This is a genomic window from Phycicoccus sp. Soil803 (genome assembly GCF_001429685.1).
GTDB lineage: Bacteria > Actinomycetota > Actinomycetes > Actinomycetales > Dermatophilaceae > Pedococcus.
Map to the genome: position 1 here is coordinate 179,230 of NZ_LMST01000001.1, position 14,967 is coordinate 194,196.

General features: G+C 71.5%; 13 protein-coding genes. 7 read left to right on the top strand and 6 right to left on the bottom strand.

Features of this window, described 5'->3' with window-relative positions; genetic code table 11:
• The first annotated feature begins 58 nt into the window (after positions 1-58).
• Genes gnd through ASG95_RS00770 form a run of 4 tightly spaced genes read left to right on the top strand, consistent with a single transcriptional unit; the run spans position 59 to position 3,460 of the window.
• Positions 59-1,120, top strand: a complete 1,062-nt coding sequence (gene gnd, locus ASG95_RS00755) for a phosphogluconate dehydrogenase (NAD(+)-dependent, decarboxylating) (RefSeq protein WP_057376198.1) — start codon at positions 59-61, stop codon at positions 1,118-1,120.
• Positions 1,121-1,149: 29 nt separating this feature from the next.
• Complete coding sequence (recF, locus tag ASG95_RS00760; RefSeq protein ID WP_057376199.1) at positions 1,150-2,352, top strand: DNA replication/repair protein RecF; 1,203 nt, start codon at positions 1,150-1,152, stop codon at positions 2,350-2,352.
• Positions 2,345-2,950, top strand: a complete 606-nt coding sequence (locus tag ASG95_RS00765; protein WP_369820343.1) for a DUF721 domain-containing protein — start codon at positions 2,345-2,347, stop codon at positions 2,948-2,950. Before recF ends, ASG95_RS00765 begins: the two co-directional genes overlap by 8 nt.
• 51 nt (positions 2,951-3,001) lie before the next feature.
• The gene (locus tag ASG95_RS00770; protein ID WP_057376200.1) at positions 3,002-3,460 is read left to right on the top strand and encodes a thioesterase family protein; all 459 of its coding nucleotides are present in this window, start codon (positions 3,002-3,004) and stop codon (positions 3,458-3,460) included.
• Between the two features lie 51 nt (positions 3,461-3,511).
• Here the strand turns inward: ASG95_RS00770 and ASG95_RS00775 are convergent, their stop codons facing one another.
• Positions 3,512-4,168: a Crp/Fnr family transcriptional regulator gene (locus tag ASG95_RS00775; protein WP_056921358.1), complete on the bottom strand. Its 657-nt coding sequence runs from the start codon at positions 4,166-4,168 to the stop codon at positions 3,512-3,514.
• 143 nt (positions 4,169-4,311) lie between these two features.
• Here ASG95_RS00775 and ASG95_RS00780 point away from each other — a divergent pair, with 143 nt between their 5' ends.
• Complete coding sequence (locus ASG95_RS00780) at positions 4,312-4,497, top strand: hypothetical protein (RefSeq protein WP_057376201.1); 186 nt, start codon at positions 4,312-4,314, stop codon at positions 4,495-4,497.
• 27 nt (positions 4,498-4,524) lie between these two features.
• On the opposite strand, the gene ASG95_RS00785 is transcribed toward ASG95_RS00780, so the two are convergent.
• The 5 genes from ASG95_RS00785 to ASG95_RS00805 all read right to left on the bottom strand — a co-directional run bounded on the left by ASG95_RS00785 (position 4,525) and on the right by ASG95_RS00805 (position 10,959).
• The gene (locus ASG95_RS00785) at positions 4,525-6,090 is read right to left on the bottom strand and encodes a peptide ligase PGM1-related protein (protein ID WP_057376202.1); all 1,566 of its coding nucleotides are present in this window, start codon (positions 6,088-6,090) and stop codon (positions 4,525-4,527) included.
• On the bottom strand, positions 6,087-7,217 hold the full coding sequence (locus ASG95_RS00790; protein WP_056921355.1) for a response regulator: 1,131 nt from the start codon (positions 7,215-7,217) through the stop codon (positions 6,087-6,089). The genes ASG95_RS00785 and ASG95_RS00790 overlap by 4 nt, the downstream gene beginning before the upstream one ends.
• A complete protein-coding gene (locus ASG95_RS00795) occupies positions 7,214-7,597 on the bottom strand; it encodes a response regulator (protein WP_057376203.1) in 384 nt (127 codons plus the stop codon). Before ASG95_RS00795 ends, ASG95_RS00790 begins: the two co-directional genes overlap by 4 nt.
• Complete coding sequence (locus ASG95_RS00800) at positions 7,594-10,221, bottom strand: response regulator (protein WP_235543220.1); 2,628 nt, start codon at positions 10,219-10,221, stop codon at positions 7,594-7,596. The genes ASG95_RS00795 and ASG95_RS00800 overlap by 4 nt, the downstream gene beginning before the upstream one ends.
• A gap of 156 nt (positions 10,222-10,377) precedes the next feature.
• Positions 10,378-10,959, bottom strand: a complete 582-nt coding sequence (locus ASG95_RS00805; protein WP_057376204.1) for a hypothetical protein — start codon at positions 10,957-10,959, stop codon at positions 10,378-10,380.
• Positions 10,960-11,042: 83 nt separating this feature from the next.
• On the opposite strand from ASG95_RS00805, the gene ASG95_RS00810 reads away from it, so the two are divergent.
• Positions 11,043-12,503, top strand: a complete 1,461-nt coding sequence (locus tag ASG95_RS00810) for a protealysin inhibitor emfourin (RefSeq protein ID WP_057376205.1) — start codon at positions 11,043-11,045, stop codon at positions 12,501-12,503.
• A gap of 436 nt (positions 12,504-12,939) precedes the next feature.
• On the top strand, positions 12,940-14,934 hold the full coding sequence (gene gyrB, locus ASG95_RS00815; protein WP_057378654.1) for a DNA topoisomerase (ATP-hydrolyzing) subunit B: 1,995 nt from the start codon (positions 12,940-12,942) through the stop codon (positions 14,932-14,934).
• Positions 14,935-14,967 lie beyond the last annotated feature (33 nt).

Genomic DNA, 14,967 nt, shown 5'->3' on the forward strand with positions numbered 1-14,967 from the left:
GGCTCCGCGGCATACCGCACCACCCACACGCTCCACCCATTTGAAAGGGCGTCGTCTCATGCAGCTCGGTCTGATCGGTCTCGGCAAGATGGGCGGCAACATGCGCGAGCGGATCCGCCGCGCCGGCCACGAGGTGGTGGGTTTCGACCGCGATCCGAAGGTGTCGGACGTCAAGACCCTGGCCGCCCTGGTCAAGGCCCTCGACGCCCCCCGCACGGTGTGGGTGATGGTGCCGTCGGGTGCGCCGACCACCGACACGGTGGCCCAGCTGGCCAAGCTGCTCGACAAGGGCGACATGGTGATCGACGGTGGCAACAGCCGGTTCACCGATGACTTCGAGAACGAGAAGCTGCTGAAGACCAAGGGGATCGCGTACCTCGACTGCGGGGTGAGCGGTGGCATCTGGGGTCTGGAGAACGGCTATGGCCTGATGGTCGGTGGCACTGCGGCCAACGTCCGCAAGGCGATGCCGATCTTCGACGCGCTGCGTCCCGAGGGCCCGCGCGACGAAGGCTTCGTCCACGCGGGCAAGGTCGGCGCCGGCCACTACGCGAAGATGGTGCACAACGGCATCGAGTACGGCCTGATGGCCGCGTACGCCGAGGGCTACGAGCTGCTCGAGGCCAAGGACATCGTCACCGACGTACCCGGCGCCTTCAAGGCCTGGACCCGCGGCACCGTCGTCCGGTCCTGGTTGCTCGACCTGCTGGTCGACGCGCTGGAGAAGAACCCGCACCTCGAGGACGTCTCGGGCTACACGGTCGACTCCGGCGAGGGGCGCTGGACGGTCGAGGAGGCGATCGCCAACTCGGTGCCGATGCCGGTGATCTCGGCCTCGCTGTTCTCCCGGTTCGCGTCCCGCCAGCAGGAGTCGCCCACGATGCAGGCCGTCGCGGCGCTGCGTGGTGGTTTCGGCGGACACCAGGTCATGTCGGTGGCCGAGGGCGAGCAGCTGCGCGCCGACGGTGCCCCCAAGCACGAGAAGGCGGTCGAGGCCAAGGTGGAGCCCAAGGAGAAGCCCACCAAGAGCGCGGCCAAGGCGGCGGCGAAGGGCCGCAAGGCCGCGACGGCCGGTCCGTCGTCCGGCAGCGGGTCGACGCGCAAGCGTGCTGCACGATGACATCCAACTGCCAGGCCTGAGCGAGGACCGTGCGCGTCCGGCACCTGACCGTCTCCGACTTCCGCAGCTACACCACGGCCGAGCTGCCGCTCGAGCCGGGCGTGACCACGCTGGTCGGGCTCAACGGACAGGGCAAGACCAACCTGGTCGAGGCGATCGGCTACCTCGCGACGCTGTCGAGCCACCGGGTGTCGACCGACCAGCCGCTGGTGCGGTTCGGGGCGGAGCAAGCCGTCATCCGGGGGGCCGTCGTGCGCGACGGCCGGGAGACCATGCTCGAGCTGGAGCTCAACCCCGGGCGGGCCAATCGCGCCCGGCTCGGGCGCTCCCCCGTGTCGCGGCCGCGCGACGTGCTCGGCACCCTGCGCACCGTGCTCTTCGCACCGGAGGACCTGGCCCTCGTCAAGGGTGACCCCTCGGAGCGCCGGCGGTTCCTCGACGACCTGCTCGTCGCGAGGCAACCACGGTGGGCCGGCGTGCGCAGCGACTACGACAAGGCACTCAAGCAGCGCAACGCCCTGCTGAAGTCGGCACAACCGTTGCTGCGCAAGGGATCTCGGCGCCGACCCCCGTCGCGCCCTGTCGACGAACCGGTGGACGACGCCCGCGCATCGGCCCTGCACACCCTCGACGTGTGGAACGACCACCTGGCCGCGGTCGGGTCGCAGCTGCTCTACGCGCGGCTGCGCCTGCTGCGCGACCTGGGCCCCTACCTCGCCAAGGCCTACGACGAGGTGAGCGCCGGGCAGTCCGACGCCCGGGCCTCCTACAAGAGCAGCCTGCGCGAGTCGGCCGCGGCCTCGCTCGCTGCCGGTGAGGTACCCGAGATCGAGGCACTGCGCGCCGAGCTGCTGGCCACCTTCGAGGAGGTGCGCGACAAGGAGGTCGAACGCGGGATCTCCCTCGTCGGACCGCACCGTGACGACCTCGTGCTGTCGCTCGGCGAGCTGCCTGCGAAGGGCTACGCCAGCCACGGCGAGAGCTGGTCGTTCGCGCTGGGACTCAAGCTCGCGGCATACCAGCTGCTGCGGCACGACCTCGGTGAGGACCCGGTGCTGATCCTCGACGACGTGTTCGCCGAGCTCGACACCGGGCGCCGCGAACGGCTGGCCGCGATGGTCGCCGACTGCGAGCAGGTGCTGATCACCGCCGCCGTCGACGCCGACGTGCCGAAGAGCCTGGTGGGCCAGACCTTCACGGTCACGCTCGGGGAGGTGGCGCGGCGTGGGTGACGAGCCCGACGACGGCCGCGGGTCAGGCGGGGACGGCACCAGCGAGGCGCCGGACGACTCCCCTGACGTGGACCCGGGTGCGGACGCATCCCTGCTCGACGACACCGCCCTGGTCGACGACGCGGCCGAGGCCGCGCTCCAGCGGGCCCGTGCGGCGGCGCGCGAGAAGGGGTTGCGACCCGGGCTGAAACCGATGCGCCGCAGGCAGATCGGGCGGCCCACCCCGGGCGCTCCGACCGACCGCCGGGACCCGCTGCTGCTGGGCGACCAGATGGACCGGCTGATGGCCGACCGCGGGTGGAAGGTCGATGTGGCCGTGGGTTCGGTGATGGGGCGCTGGCCCGACATCGTGGGCGAGGAGGTGGCGCAGCACTGCACGCCGGTGACCTTCGAGTTCGGGGTCCTCACCGTGCGGGCCGACTCCACGGCCTGGGCGACCCAGCTCAAGCTGCTCGAGTCGTCGATCATGACCCGGCTCGAGGGCGAGGTCGGCAAGGACACCGTGACCGCCCTCAAGATCGTCGGTCCGAGCGCGCCCTCGTGGAAGAAGGGACCGCGCCGGTCGACCGGACCGGGTCCGCGGGACACCTACGGGTAGGGCGTTGGATCTCCTGCTTGGCCCGGACCGCTCCCTGCCTAGGATCGGACCATGACGGCCGACGCCGACCGGTCCCAGGACCGGTCCCTGACCCGCGAGCACTTCGACCACGTCACCCGGGTCACCACGCGCTGGTCGGACAACGACATGTACGGCCACCTGAACAACGCCGTCTACTACGAGCTCTTCGACTCCGCGATCAACGCCTGGCTGATCACCGCAGGCGAGTCCGACGCGATGGCGGGGCCCGAGCTCGGGGTCGTCGCCGAGTCGGGCTGCCGCTTCTTCCGCGAGCTGGAGTACCCGCGGCCGCTCGACGTCGGGGTGCGGGTGGAGCGCCTGGGTCGCAGCAGCATCACGTACGGCCTCGGCCTGTTCGACGCGGAGGACACCGCGATCGCCGCGCTCGGCCACTGGGTGCACGTCTACATCGACCGCGACTCGCGTGGCACCGTGCCCATGCCGGCGGCGGTGCGCGACCTCCTCGAGCGGGCCGTGGCCCAGCGCTGACCGCCCCTCACCCCCAGTTCTGCCAGCAGACGTGAGGGCTGTCGGCCGGGGTCAGCGGTCCTTGCGGCGCAGGCCGGCTCGGTCGACGACCTCGACCTGTCCGCGGCGCAACCGCAGCAGGCCCTCGGTCTCCAGGGCCCGCAGCACCCGGTTCGTCGACGGACGGGTGGCGCCGGCCAGCTCAGCGATGTCGGTCTGGGTGAGGGGGATGACGACGGGACGGTCGGGCCCGGCTTCGTACTGCTCGCACAGGTCGAGCAGCCGGCGCACGACCCTGCGGTCGGTGGGCAGGAACAGCGCCTCGAGCAGGTGGTCGGACAGCCGCTTCACCCGGGCGGCGAGGAGGGTGGCCAGGTGGGTCTGGATCCCGGGGTGCGCCGCACAGAGCTGGGCGAACTCGCCGAAGGTCAGGCTGAGGGTGGTCGTGGGCTCGAGCGCGGTCACGGTGGAGCTCCGGCGCTGGGCCGTCGACACCACCGCGACGTCACCCAGCGCGCGCCCCGGTCCGATCACCCGGAAGGCCACCGAGTCGCCCATCGGTGAGGTCCGCCGGGCCATCACGCGGCCCTCGGCGATGAAGTGCACCGTGTCGGCGGGGTCACCCTCGTGGAAGAGGATCTCGCCCCGCTTGAACTGACGACGCCGCGCCATGGCCAGGACCTCACGGCGCTCCCCCTCGGTCAGGGCGCGAAGCAGCTGCCACTCCATGACTCAGTGCACCACAGGCGATTTCACTGTGTCACGACGAGCACGTTCGCTGCGTCCGCCCGTGCACAGACCGTCCAGTCGCCAACCGCGACCGTGGAGTGACCACCCGGACCACCCGGGAGGGACGGACGAAGGAGGCGGTCATGAAGCGGAACCACCGACACCACCCCGACCTCGCCCACCACCACCCGGTCGTCCAGAAGGTGCGCGGCAGGTGGGTGTGGTCCTGCGAGTGCGGCAGCGCGTCCTGCCGCACCGACCTGAGCCAGCTGAACTGGCACCAGGTCGTCGTCGAGGCGCTGCGGCACGCCACCACCATCGCTGCCTGAGCTCATGACGCGCTCGGGGCCACCCCCTCAGGGGAGCGATCGGGGGGTGGCGGCGGAGCGGGCCTCGGAGAGGAGGATCCGCTCCGCCCTGTCGTACCACTCCTGCGCCTTCGCCGCGGTGTCGCCGACCGCCGTCATCCCCACCCGGCCGGCCTCGGTCACCGAGCTGATCATGTGGAACACGACGCCGGTCTGGCTGGCCGGGTCGAAGTGCAGGCCGGTCCGGGCCACGACGTCGAAGAGGTCGTTCACGCGCAGGCCGCGCAGGCTGGGGTCCTCGAGGTGGTCGGTGGCGACCAGGTGCTTCTCCCGCCCGGCGGGAGTCGTGAACAACGCGGTCTGGCTGTCGTACCGACCGTTGGTGAGGAACTGCAGCGTCAGGAAGGGATGCGTGGTCCCGCCCTTGCGGAGGTTGACCTCGATCGCGTACGACTCCCACCCGGCGCCGCGCCGGACCACCACGAAGTCGATGGCGAACCGCCCCAGCACGCCGAGCTCGGCCAGGCGGGCCCCGACCGCGCTCGCCTGCCGGGTGATGGTGCCCGCGTACTCGGGGTCGGCCGGGAAGCGGCACCCGAGGTAGGACTGACCGGTGGGGCCGCCGAGGATCTGGTCGTGCGTCGACAGCACCTCCACCTCCCCGAGCGGGGTGATCCGCAGCTGCACGCTCGGGCTGAGCACCTCCTGGCCGATGATCCGCTCCTCGACGATGCCGGCGCGCTCGGCGAACTTCGCGAAGTACAGGTCGTGCGTGACGGTCTTGCCCTCCAGCTCCATCGTCCGCACCCGGCCCTCGAGGTCGGCCCGCTCCGACGGCGACCCCGTGGGTGGGAGTCCCCGGAGGTCGACGAGGGCGTTCCCGGCGCCGGCCACGCCCTCGTTGAGCTTGACCATCGCCTCCTCGATGCCGGGTCGGCGCGCGCGCAGCCGGGCCAGGGAGTCGACGATGGCATCGACCGAGCGGAGGTCCTCGAAGCCGGCGGGGTAGTCCACGCCGGCCTCGTCGAACAGCCGCCGGCACCCGGTCTTCGTCCCCAGCGCGAAGTGCCGCGGATCCGCGCCGTACATGGGGATGCCGAGCTCGAGGGCGAGGTCCCGCTCGAGGGTCGTGGTCGTGTAGGGCACCAGGTGCGAGCGGCTGCGGTCGGGGATGAGCGCCCCGATGTCGGCGAGGATCCGGGGCCGCTCCAGCAGCTTCTCGGTGAGGGGACGGGCGGTGAGGTCCCCCACCGACACCAGCGACAAGCGGGCGCGGGCGTGACTGGGGATGACGCCCGGCAGGAGCGCGAGGTAGTACTCCACGATCGCGGGGTCCACCGGGCCCGACGTCACGTAGACCATCCGCAGCCGGGGCTGCCGCAGCAGCAGCAACAGGAACAGGTAGCGCTCCTCCATCGCCTGGTTGATGGCCCCTACCTTGGCCGTCACGCGGTCGAGGGACACCGACGGCACCACCACGACGGACTCGCCGGGCTCGTTGAGCCGCATGGACCTCCAGACCGCGGGCAGCCGGCTCTGCAGGCGGTCGTATGCCGCGTTGCGCTCCTGCTCGTCCAGCTCACCCAGCGGCCGCGAGACGTCGAGCGTGGTCACGGCGCGACCCTGGCCGCGTCGAGGCCGAGGACGTCGAACACCTCGACCGGCCGGGTGATGCCGCGCAGCTCGGTCGGCCCGAGCGAGCGGGTCACCGCGACCTCGGCCGCCCCTGTCACGACCCGCTGGGTGGCGAGGATCTGCCCCGCCTGGGCCAGGTCCGAGAGCCGGGCGCTGACGTTCGTCACGGTGCCGATGGCCGCGTAGTCGTAGCGCCCCTCGAACCCGACCCGGCCGAGCGTGGCGTAACCCTGCGCGATGCCAACCCCGAACCCGAGGTCGTGACCGCGGCTGCGCCAGCCCTCCGCCAGCTCGGCGACCCGGCCCCGCATCGCCACCGCCATCCGCACCGCGCGCTCCGGCGCATCCGGACACGGGATCGGGTCGTTGAAGAAGACCAGCAAGCCATCACCGGCGAAGTGCTCGAGCGTCCCCTCGAACCGGAAGACCAGGTCACCGAGCGCCTCGTGGTACTCCCGCAGCACCGAGATCACCTCCTCCGGCTCGGCCGTCTCGGCAAAACTGGTGAAGCCACGCAGGTCGCAGTAGACCGCCGTGATCTCGCTGCGGTGGCTCTGCAGGAAGGTGTCGTCGCCGCTCTCGACGACGAGCCCGGCCACCTGCGGCGACAGGAACCGGCGCAGCCGCCCAACCCGCTCGAGCTCGGTCACCTGGGCCGCGACCTTGGCCTCGAGCTCGCGGTTCCAGTCGGCCAGCTCGGCAGCCTGCCGCTCGATCGTGTCGTGGTAGCGCTTCACCCGCACGAGCGAGCGCACCCGCGCCAGCAGCTCGGCCTGCTCGAAGGGCTTGGTGACGAAGTCGTCGGCCCCCGCCTCGATGGCGCGCAGCTTCTGCTCCTGGCCGCTGGCGGTCACCATCACCACGGGCAGGAAGGAGGTGGCCGCGTTGGCGCGGATCTGGCGACAGGTCTCGTAGCCGTCGATCCCGGGCATCAGGATGTCGAGGAGCACGAGGTCGGGGACCTGCGTCGCCAGCCACTCGAGCGCCTCCTCCCCCGACGCCGCCGTGTGGACGGTGAACCCTCGCGGGGTGAGGACGGCATCCATCAGCTTCACGTTCTGCGGAAGGTCGTCGACCACCAGGATCACGGCGTCGTCGGTCGTCATCGGGGGTCCTCCGTTCTGAGGTGGGCTCGTACCTGGTCGGGGAAGCTGCGGACACTGATCGGCTTCTCGAGGTACCCGTCGAAGCCGGCCGCGAGGGCGCGGTCCCGGTCCTGCGCCATGGCGAAGGCGGTCAGGGCCACCACCGGGATGTGCCACGTGGAGGAGTCGGCCCGCAGGAGGGACAGGGCGGCGTGGCCGTCGATCCCCGGCAGCTGGAGGTCCATCAGGATGACGTCCGGGGCGGAGCTCTGGGCGGTGGCGACCGCCTCCTCACCGGTCGTCGCGACGAGGACGGTGAAGCCGGCATACTCCAGCACGTCGCGGGCGAGCTTGAGGTTGCGTTCGTTGTCCTCCACGAGGAGGACGACCCGACTGCTCATCCCGCCTCCCGACCGCGGGACCGGACCGGTCCGGCGGTGATCTGGGCCAGCCGCACGGCCAGCAGCCCGAGGTCGACGGCGCTCTTGGACGTGACGAACTCGATCCGTCCGTCGAGCAGCTCGCGGTCGTGGGAGGTGAGGGTCTTGGCGGTGAGGACCACGACCGGGACCGAGGCGGTCTGCGGGTCGGACCGCAGCAGGTCGACCACCTCGAACCCGTCGGTCTCCGGCATGAGGAGGTCGACGAGGACCACCGAGGGCTGGTGGGTCCGGATCAGCGCCAGGGCGACGTCCGGGGTGGTGCAGGTGTGCACCACCCAGCCGGCCGGCTCCAGGGCCAGTCGCACCAGTTCGAGGGCCAGCGGGTCGTCGTCGACGAAGACGGCCACCTTCCGCTGGGCCTGGTCGACCGGGAGCGGGACGAGCCGCCGGAGGGCCGCGAGCAGGTCGTCCCGGGCGACGGGCTTCACGAGGTAGTCGGAGGCACCCAACGCGAACCCCCGGCCGCGCTCGTGGATCACCGAGACCACCACCACGGGGGTGGACGCTGTGTGCGGGTCGCCCTTGATCGCGCCGAGGACGTCCCAGCCGTCCATCCCCGGGAGCCGGATGTCGAGGATCACGGCGGCCGGGGCCAGCTCACGCACGGCGGCCAGCCCGTCCGGTCCGTTGGGCACCGCCACCGGGCGCAGCCCTGCCGCCTCGAGGTGCAGCGACATCAGCTCCGCCGAGCTGCGGTCGTCCTCGACGACGACCACCACGGGGCGCTCGTCCGGGGTCTCGACCGAGCGGTCAGCCAGCGGGGTCGCGGTGAGGCTGCGGTCGAGCGGGATCGAGAAGCCGAAGGTGCTGCCGTGGCCGACCTCGCTGGTGAGCCAGAGCCGCCCGCCGTGCAGCTCGACGATCCGCTTGGTGAGGGTGAGCCCGAGACCGGTGCCCTCCACCTGGCGGGCGGTGCGGCCACCCTGCTGGAACGAGTCGAAGATCCGTTGCTGGTCGGCGGGGTCGATGCCCATCCCCGTGTCGGACACGGTGAGCTCGAGGTCGCCGCCGACCACCCGGGCGCGCACCTCGACCCTCCCGCCGTCCGGGGTGAACTTCACCGCGTTGCTGAGCAGGTTGAGCAGGATCTGCTTGAACCGCAGCTCGTCGGCCCGGATCAGGTCGACCTCTGGCGCCACCTCCCGGGTCAGCGTGATGCCGTGCGCCACCGCGCGCTCGCGGACCATCGACAGGGCGTAGTCCACCGTCTCGGCGACGTCGAACTCGGTGGGGTCGAGCTCCATGTGCCCGGCCTCGACCTTGCTCAGGTCGAGGACGTCGTTGAGCAGCGCGAGCAGGTGCCGGCCCGAGTTGAGGATGTCGCGCAGGTAGTCCTCCTGCCGCTCGTTGAGGTCGCCGAACATCCGCTCGAGCAGCACCTCGGAGAAGCCGATCACCGCGTTGAGCGGGGTCCGCAGCTCGTGCGACATGCTGGCCAGGAACTCCGACTTGTGCTGGCTGGCCTCGGCCAGCTCGGCGCTCTGCAGCTCCAGCTGCTGGTAGAGCCGGGCATTCGTCAGGGCGATCGTGGACTGGCTGGCGAACGCCTCCAGCACCTCGCAGGTCTCCTCGCTGAGCAACCCGGGCGCCTTGCGGCGCACCACCATGGCCCCGACGACCCGGTCCGAGCGCACCATCGGGATGGCAGCGACGGAACGCCACCCCGCGGCATACAGGACGGCCAGGTGGGGGTCCCGCTCCGTCCGGGTGAGGTCCTCGATCTGCTGTGGCGAGCGTTCGAGGCAGGCCCGGCCCACGAGGGTCTCGTCGATGTGGATCCGGGTGGCCCGCAAGGCCTGCACCACGTGCGGTTCGGTGCCGAACGTGGTGCGCACGGAGAACAGCTGGGTCTGCTCGTCGAACTCCATCAGGGAGCCACCGTCGGTGCCCGAGAGCTCGACGGCGAGGCTCACGATCGTGGTGAGGACCTCGTCGACGTCGAGGCTGGAGCTGACGGCCTCCCCGACCTCGGCGAGGGCCTCGAGCTGGTCGACGCGGCGGGCGAGCTCGGCCCGGCCGGCCTGGAGCTCCTGCACGAGCCGGACGCCGTTGATGGCCAGGGCCGCCTGCCCGGCGAAGGCGGTCACGATGGTCAGCTCACGCTCGGCGAACGGGCTGACCTGGTTGCGCCACAGCACCAGCGCCCCGACGACCTCGTCGTCGACGACCAGCGGTGCGCCCATCGTGGTCCGGAACCCCGCGACCCGCTGGAGGTCCAGGCGGCCGTACTCCGGGTCGGCCACGACGTCCTCGATCTGCTGGGCCCGGCGGTCGAGGGCGACCCGGCCCATCAGGGTGTCCCGGTCCAGCGGCAGGGGGTGCTCGGCGATGTAGGCGATCGCCTCGTCGCTGATGCCGACCGCCTTGATCAGCTGGAAGACGCGCTCGTCGTCGAGGAGGCACAGCTGTGCCGCGTCGGAGCGGCACAGTCGTCGCGCACTCTCGACGATCGTGGCGAGGACCATCTCGGGGTCTCCCGCCGAGCGGCCGACCGCCGAGAGCACCTCGTTGACGGCGGCGAGCTGCTCACGGCTCTCCCGCAGCTCGGCCGCCAGCTCCCCCGGCCCTGCCGGTGTGGTCACGTCGCAGCCTCCCCTGGACGAGCAGCACTCGAGCACTCGCGTCCCTGCGACGACTTCCACTTGGCAGTGTCCACCCTGGGCGCGGCCCTGACCAGCGGAAATCGCGGGAGCCCGCGGCGCCGCGGGCGCGACCCCGGCGGACCCGACGGCCCCGGGTCAGCTGGTGCGGAGGGTGGCCAGGATCTCGGCCGTGACCGCCTCGACGTCGCCGGCCCCCACGGCGCTGACGGTGATCATGAGCGCCTTCCCGTGGGACACCAGGTGGATGACCTCGGTGTCGGTGCGGCCCTCGGCGAGCGGGTAGTGACCGCGCGCCACCACGACCTCGCCGGCGCCGGTCGAGACCGTGCGCGTCCCGTCGACCTGCATGGCCTGCTGGGTCATCCGGCTCGCGACCTGCTCGGCGGTCGGCAGCGCCGCGAAGCCGCTCGTCTGCACGTCGACCACCTGGTAGCGCCCGCCCGACGCGGGCCCGACCGCGGAGGCCAGCGTGCTGGCCGCAAGGTGCTCGACGTAGTCCCGGGCCGTGTAGTGCTGCGTGGCCGCCGCCTCCCGCACCCACGCCGCGCTCGGGTCGGCCGGGCGCTCGTAGCGGTGCCAGCCGTCGGGCAGGGCGAACCGCAGCGCGGGGCTGGCCACCACCAGCTCGTGCGGCGCTCGCACCGCGCGCACGCCGAGGAACCCGCTCACCCCCATGAGGAGGGCGACCAGGACCACCAGGACCGGGGCTCGCCGCACGCGCGCAATCTAGCGACCGAGCGGGCCGGGTGGGCCCGAACGGCGAGGATGCGGCTGTCACCCGGGCAGCGCACGATGGATCCATGCCCGAACGTCCCACCCACGCCTGCACGATCGTCCCGCCCTACCTGCTGGCCGCACTGACCGGGCACCGTGACGAGGTCGTCGCGGAGTGCGCCCGCCGTTCGCTCGACCGGGACCACACGCTGCGCGAGCACCGCTCCGCCGGGGTGCCGCGCACCTCCTCGACCACCGACCACCCGGTCGAGCACCAGGGCGGGCTCGCCGCCCCCCATGCCGACGACGGCACCGGCCCGCAGCGGACCATCGCCGACGCCAAGGGCACCCAGACCACCCCCGGCACCACGGTCCGCACCGAGGGGCAGCCGGCGACGGGTGACCCCGCGGCCGACGAGGCCTACACCGGGTTCGGGCAGACCTGGAGCCTGTTCGACCGGACCTACGGCCGTGACTCCCTCGACGGGCAGGGGCTCCCGCTGCTCGGCACGGTCCACTACGGCCGCGGCTACGACAACGCCTTCTGGGACGGCACCCAGATGGTGTTCGGCGACGGCGACGGCACGGTGTTCAACCGGTTCACGATCGCGGTCGACGTGATCGGGCACGAGCTCACCCACGGGGTCACCGAGCACACCGCCGCGCTCGTCTACCGGGGCCAGTCGGGGGCGCTCAACGAGAGCATCTCCGACGTGTTCGGCTCCCTGGTCAAGCAGCAGGCGCTCGGCCAGGACGCCGCCTCCGCCGACTGGCTGATCGGCGCCGGGCTGTTCACCGCGCAGGTCAAGGGGGTGGCGCTGCGGTCGATGAAGGCTCCCGGCACGGCCTACGACGACCCCCAGCTGGGCCGGGACCCCCAGCCCGCGACGATGGCCGACTACGTCGAGACCACCGACGACGACGGCGGCGTGCACGTCAACTCGGGCATCCCCAACCACGCGTTCTACCTCGCGGCGACGGCGCTCGGCGGCCCCGCGTGGGAGGTCGCAGGCCAGGTCTGGTTCGACGTGCTCACCGGCGGTCGGCTGACCGCGACGGCCGACTTCGCCGCGTTCGCGCGGCTCACCGTCGACGCAGCAGAGCACCGGTATGCCGCGGGGTCGGCCCAGGCGAGCGCCATCCGGTCGGCCTGGGAGCAGGTCGGCGTGCTCTCCACCGAGGTGCCCGCCGACGATGGACCAGCCCCGGTGCCGGAGCCGGCGCCCGGACCGGTGCCTGAGCCGGTGCCGGAGCCGGTGCCCTCGGCCACGCAGGTCAAGGTCCGGCGCACCGGCGGGTTGGCCGGTCAGCGCCGCGCCCGCACCGTGGCGCTGGCGGAGCTGCCCGACGACGACGCCGAGGGCTGGCGGACGCTGCTCAGCGAGCACCGCCTCGAGGCGCTGGCCGCCGCCGCACCGCACCGACCCGTCCCCGACGCCTTCACCTACCACGTGGCGTGCCCCCCGGACGGTGCGGAGGTCACCCTGCCCGAGCACGGCATACCGGAGCCGGTGCGCGACCTGTTCCAACGCACCCTCGGCGGGTGACCGGGACCGGGGCCGGACCCGGGCCGTTCGGCGTCACGAAACGCGAGAATCGGGCGCTCAGGGGGTGGGAGACGTATCCCCACCCGTGAAAGGGCAGGTATTTGGCGCAAATCCGCGTTCCCGGGCCTCCTGACGCGAGATCTGACACCCACGACAGGTAGACTCAGAGGTGAATTCGCGGCCAGCTGGTCTCCAGTCTGGTCGCGTGCCATGAGCGGGTCCAACGAGCCAGGGGGGCACCCCCTGTTCGTTGTGCCACCGGAGAAGGAGCACCGTGTCCGAGGCTGACCACACGCCAGACCAGAACGCCCCCGCAGCCAGCACCCCGGCAGACGCCGCAGCCAGCACCCCCGACCAGCCGGCCCCCCAGCCGCCCCCCACCGAGCACCTCACGGCCGCCGAGGCCGAGGCTGCTCGCGAGGTCGTCGAGGCCGAGATCGTCGGCGCGGCCCCCGGGTCCGACTACGACGCCAGCCAGATCACCGTCCTCGAGGGTCTCGAGGCGGTCCGCAAGCGCCCCGGCATGTACATCGGCTCGACCGGCGAGCGCGGCCTGCACCACCTGGTCTGGGAGATCGTCGACAACTCGGTCGACGAGGCCCTGGCCGGCTTCGCCGACACCATCGACGTGACCCTGCTCGCCGACGGTGGCGTGCGGGTGACCGACAACGGTCGCGGCATCCCCACCGACATCCACCCGGCCGAGGGCAAGTCCGCGGTCGAGCTGGTGCTGACCCAGCTGCACGCGGGCGGCAAGTTCGGTGGCGGTGGCTACAAGGTGTCCGGTGGCCTGCACGGCGTCGGCTCCTCGGTGGTCAACGCGCTGTCGACCCGCCTCGACGCCGAGGTCCACCAGAAGGGCCACGTCTTCCGGGTCACGTTCGACCACGGTGAGGCGGTGGCGCCCCTGGAGAAGATGGAGGCGTCGGACCGCACCGGGACCACGATCACCTACTGGGCCGACGGCGACATCTTCGAGACGACCACCTACGACTTCGAGACGATCCGGGCCCGGTTCCAGCAGATGGCCTTCCTCAACAAGGGCCTGACCATCAACCTCGTCGACGAGCGCCAGCCCGAGACCGCCGAGGACGACGCCGACACCGTCGACGCCTCGGAGCGCAAGCCGCGCAAGGTGTCCTACAAGTACGACAACGGCCTGGTCGACTACGTGACGCACCTCGTCTCGTCGAAGAAGTCAGAGCCGGTGCACGCCGACATCATCTCGATCGAGTCCGAGGACACCGAGCGCCAGCTGAGCCTCGAGCTCGCGATGCAGTGGACCAACGCCTACTCGGAGTCGGTGCACACCTACGCCAACACGATCAACACCCACGAGGGCGGCACGCACGAGGAGGGCTTCCGGGCGGCGATGACCAAGCTCATCAACGACTTCGCCCGCAAGCAGAACCTCCTCAAGGAGAAGGACGACAACCTCACCGGCGACGACATCCGCGAGGGCCTGACCGCCGTCGTGTCGGTCAAGCTCGGCGAGCCGCAGTTCGAGGGCCAGACCAAGACCAAGCTCGGCAACTCCGAGGTCAAGGGCTTCGTCCAGCGTGCCATGACCGACGAGTTCGGCCACTGGCTCGAGGCGCACCCGACCGAGGGTCGCGACATCGTCCGCAAGTCGGTGCAGGCGGCTGCGGCACGGATGGCGGCTCGCAAGGCGCGCGAGGCCACCCGGCGCAAGGGCCTGCTCGAGTCCGGCGGCCTGCCCGGCAAGCTGCGTGACTGCCAGAGCAAGGACCCGGCGATCTCCGAGGTCTTCATCGTCGAGGGTGACTCCGCCGGCGGCTCGGCCGTGCGTGGACGCAACCCGCACAACCAGGCGATCCTCCCGATCCGCGGCAAGATCCTCAACGTCGAGAAGGCCCGCATCGACAAGGTGCTGGCGAACAACGAGGTCCAGGCGCTCATCTCGGCGTTCGGCACCGGCATCGGCGAGGACTTCGACAAGACCCGCGCTCGCTACCACAAGATCGTGCTGATGGCCGACGCCGACGTCGACGGCCTGCACATCCGCACCCTGCTGCTGACCCTGCTGTTCCGGTTCATGCGGCCGCTGATCGAGGAGGGCTACGTCTACCTCGCGCAGCCCCCGCTCTACCGGCTCAAGTGGAGCAACCACCCCCACGAGTTCGCCTACTCCGACCGCGAGCGCGACGCCATGATCCTGGCCGGTCAGGGCCAGGGCTGGCGGCTGCCGAAGGACGCCGGCATCCAGCGCTACAAGGGTCTGGGCGAGATGGACTACCAGGAGCTGTGGGAGACCACGATGGACCCCGACCACCGGGTGCTCCTGCAGGTCACCCTCGACGACGCGGCGGCGGCCGACGAGATCTTCGCGATCCTGATGGGCGAGGACGTCGAGTCGCGCCGCGGCTTCATCCAGCGCAACGCCCGCGACGTGCGTTTCCTGGACATCTAGACCTGGTATGCCGCGTGGCGCGGTTTCACGTGG

Coding starts and splice junctions, on each gene's coding strand:
- ASG95_RS00770 (WP_057376200.1), top strand. CDS start 3,002: ATGACGGCCGACGCCGACCGGTCCCAGGACCGGTCCCTGACCCGCGAG.
- ASG95_RS00810 (WP_057376205.1), top strand. CDS start 11,043: ATGCCCGAACGTCCCACCCACGCCTGCACGATCGTCCCGCCCTACCTG.
- ASG95_RS00795 (WP_057376203.1), bottom strand. CDS start 7,597: ATGAGCAGTCGGGTCGTCCTCCTCGTGGAGGACAACGAACGCAACCTC.
- ASG95_RS00780 (WP_057376201.1), top strand. CDS start 4,312: ATGAAGCGGAACCACCGACACCACCCCGACCTCGCCCACCACCACCCG.
- gnd (WP_057376198.1), top strand. CDS start 59: ATGCAGCTCGGTCTGATCGGTCTCGGCAAGATGGGCGGCAACATGCGC.
- ASG95_RS00790 (WP_056921355.1), bottom strand. CDS start 7,217: ATGACGACCGACGACGCCGTGATCCTGGTGGTCGACGACCTTCCGCAG.
- ASG95_RS00775 (WP_056921358.1), bottom strand. CDS start 4,168: ATGGAGTGGCAGCTGCTTCGCGCCCTGACCGAGGGGGAGCGCCGTGAG.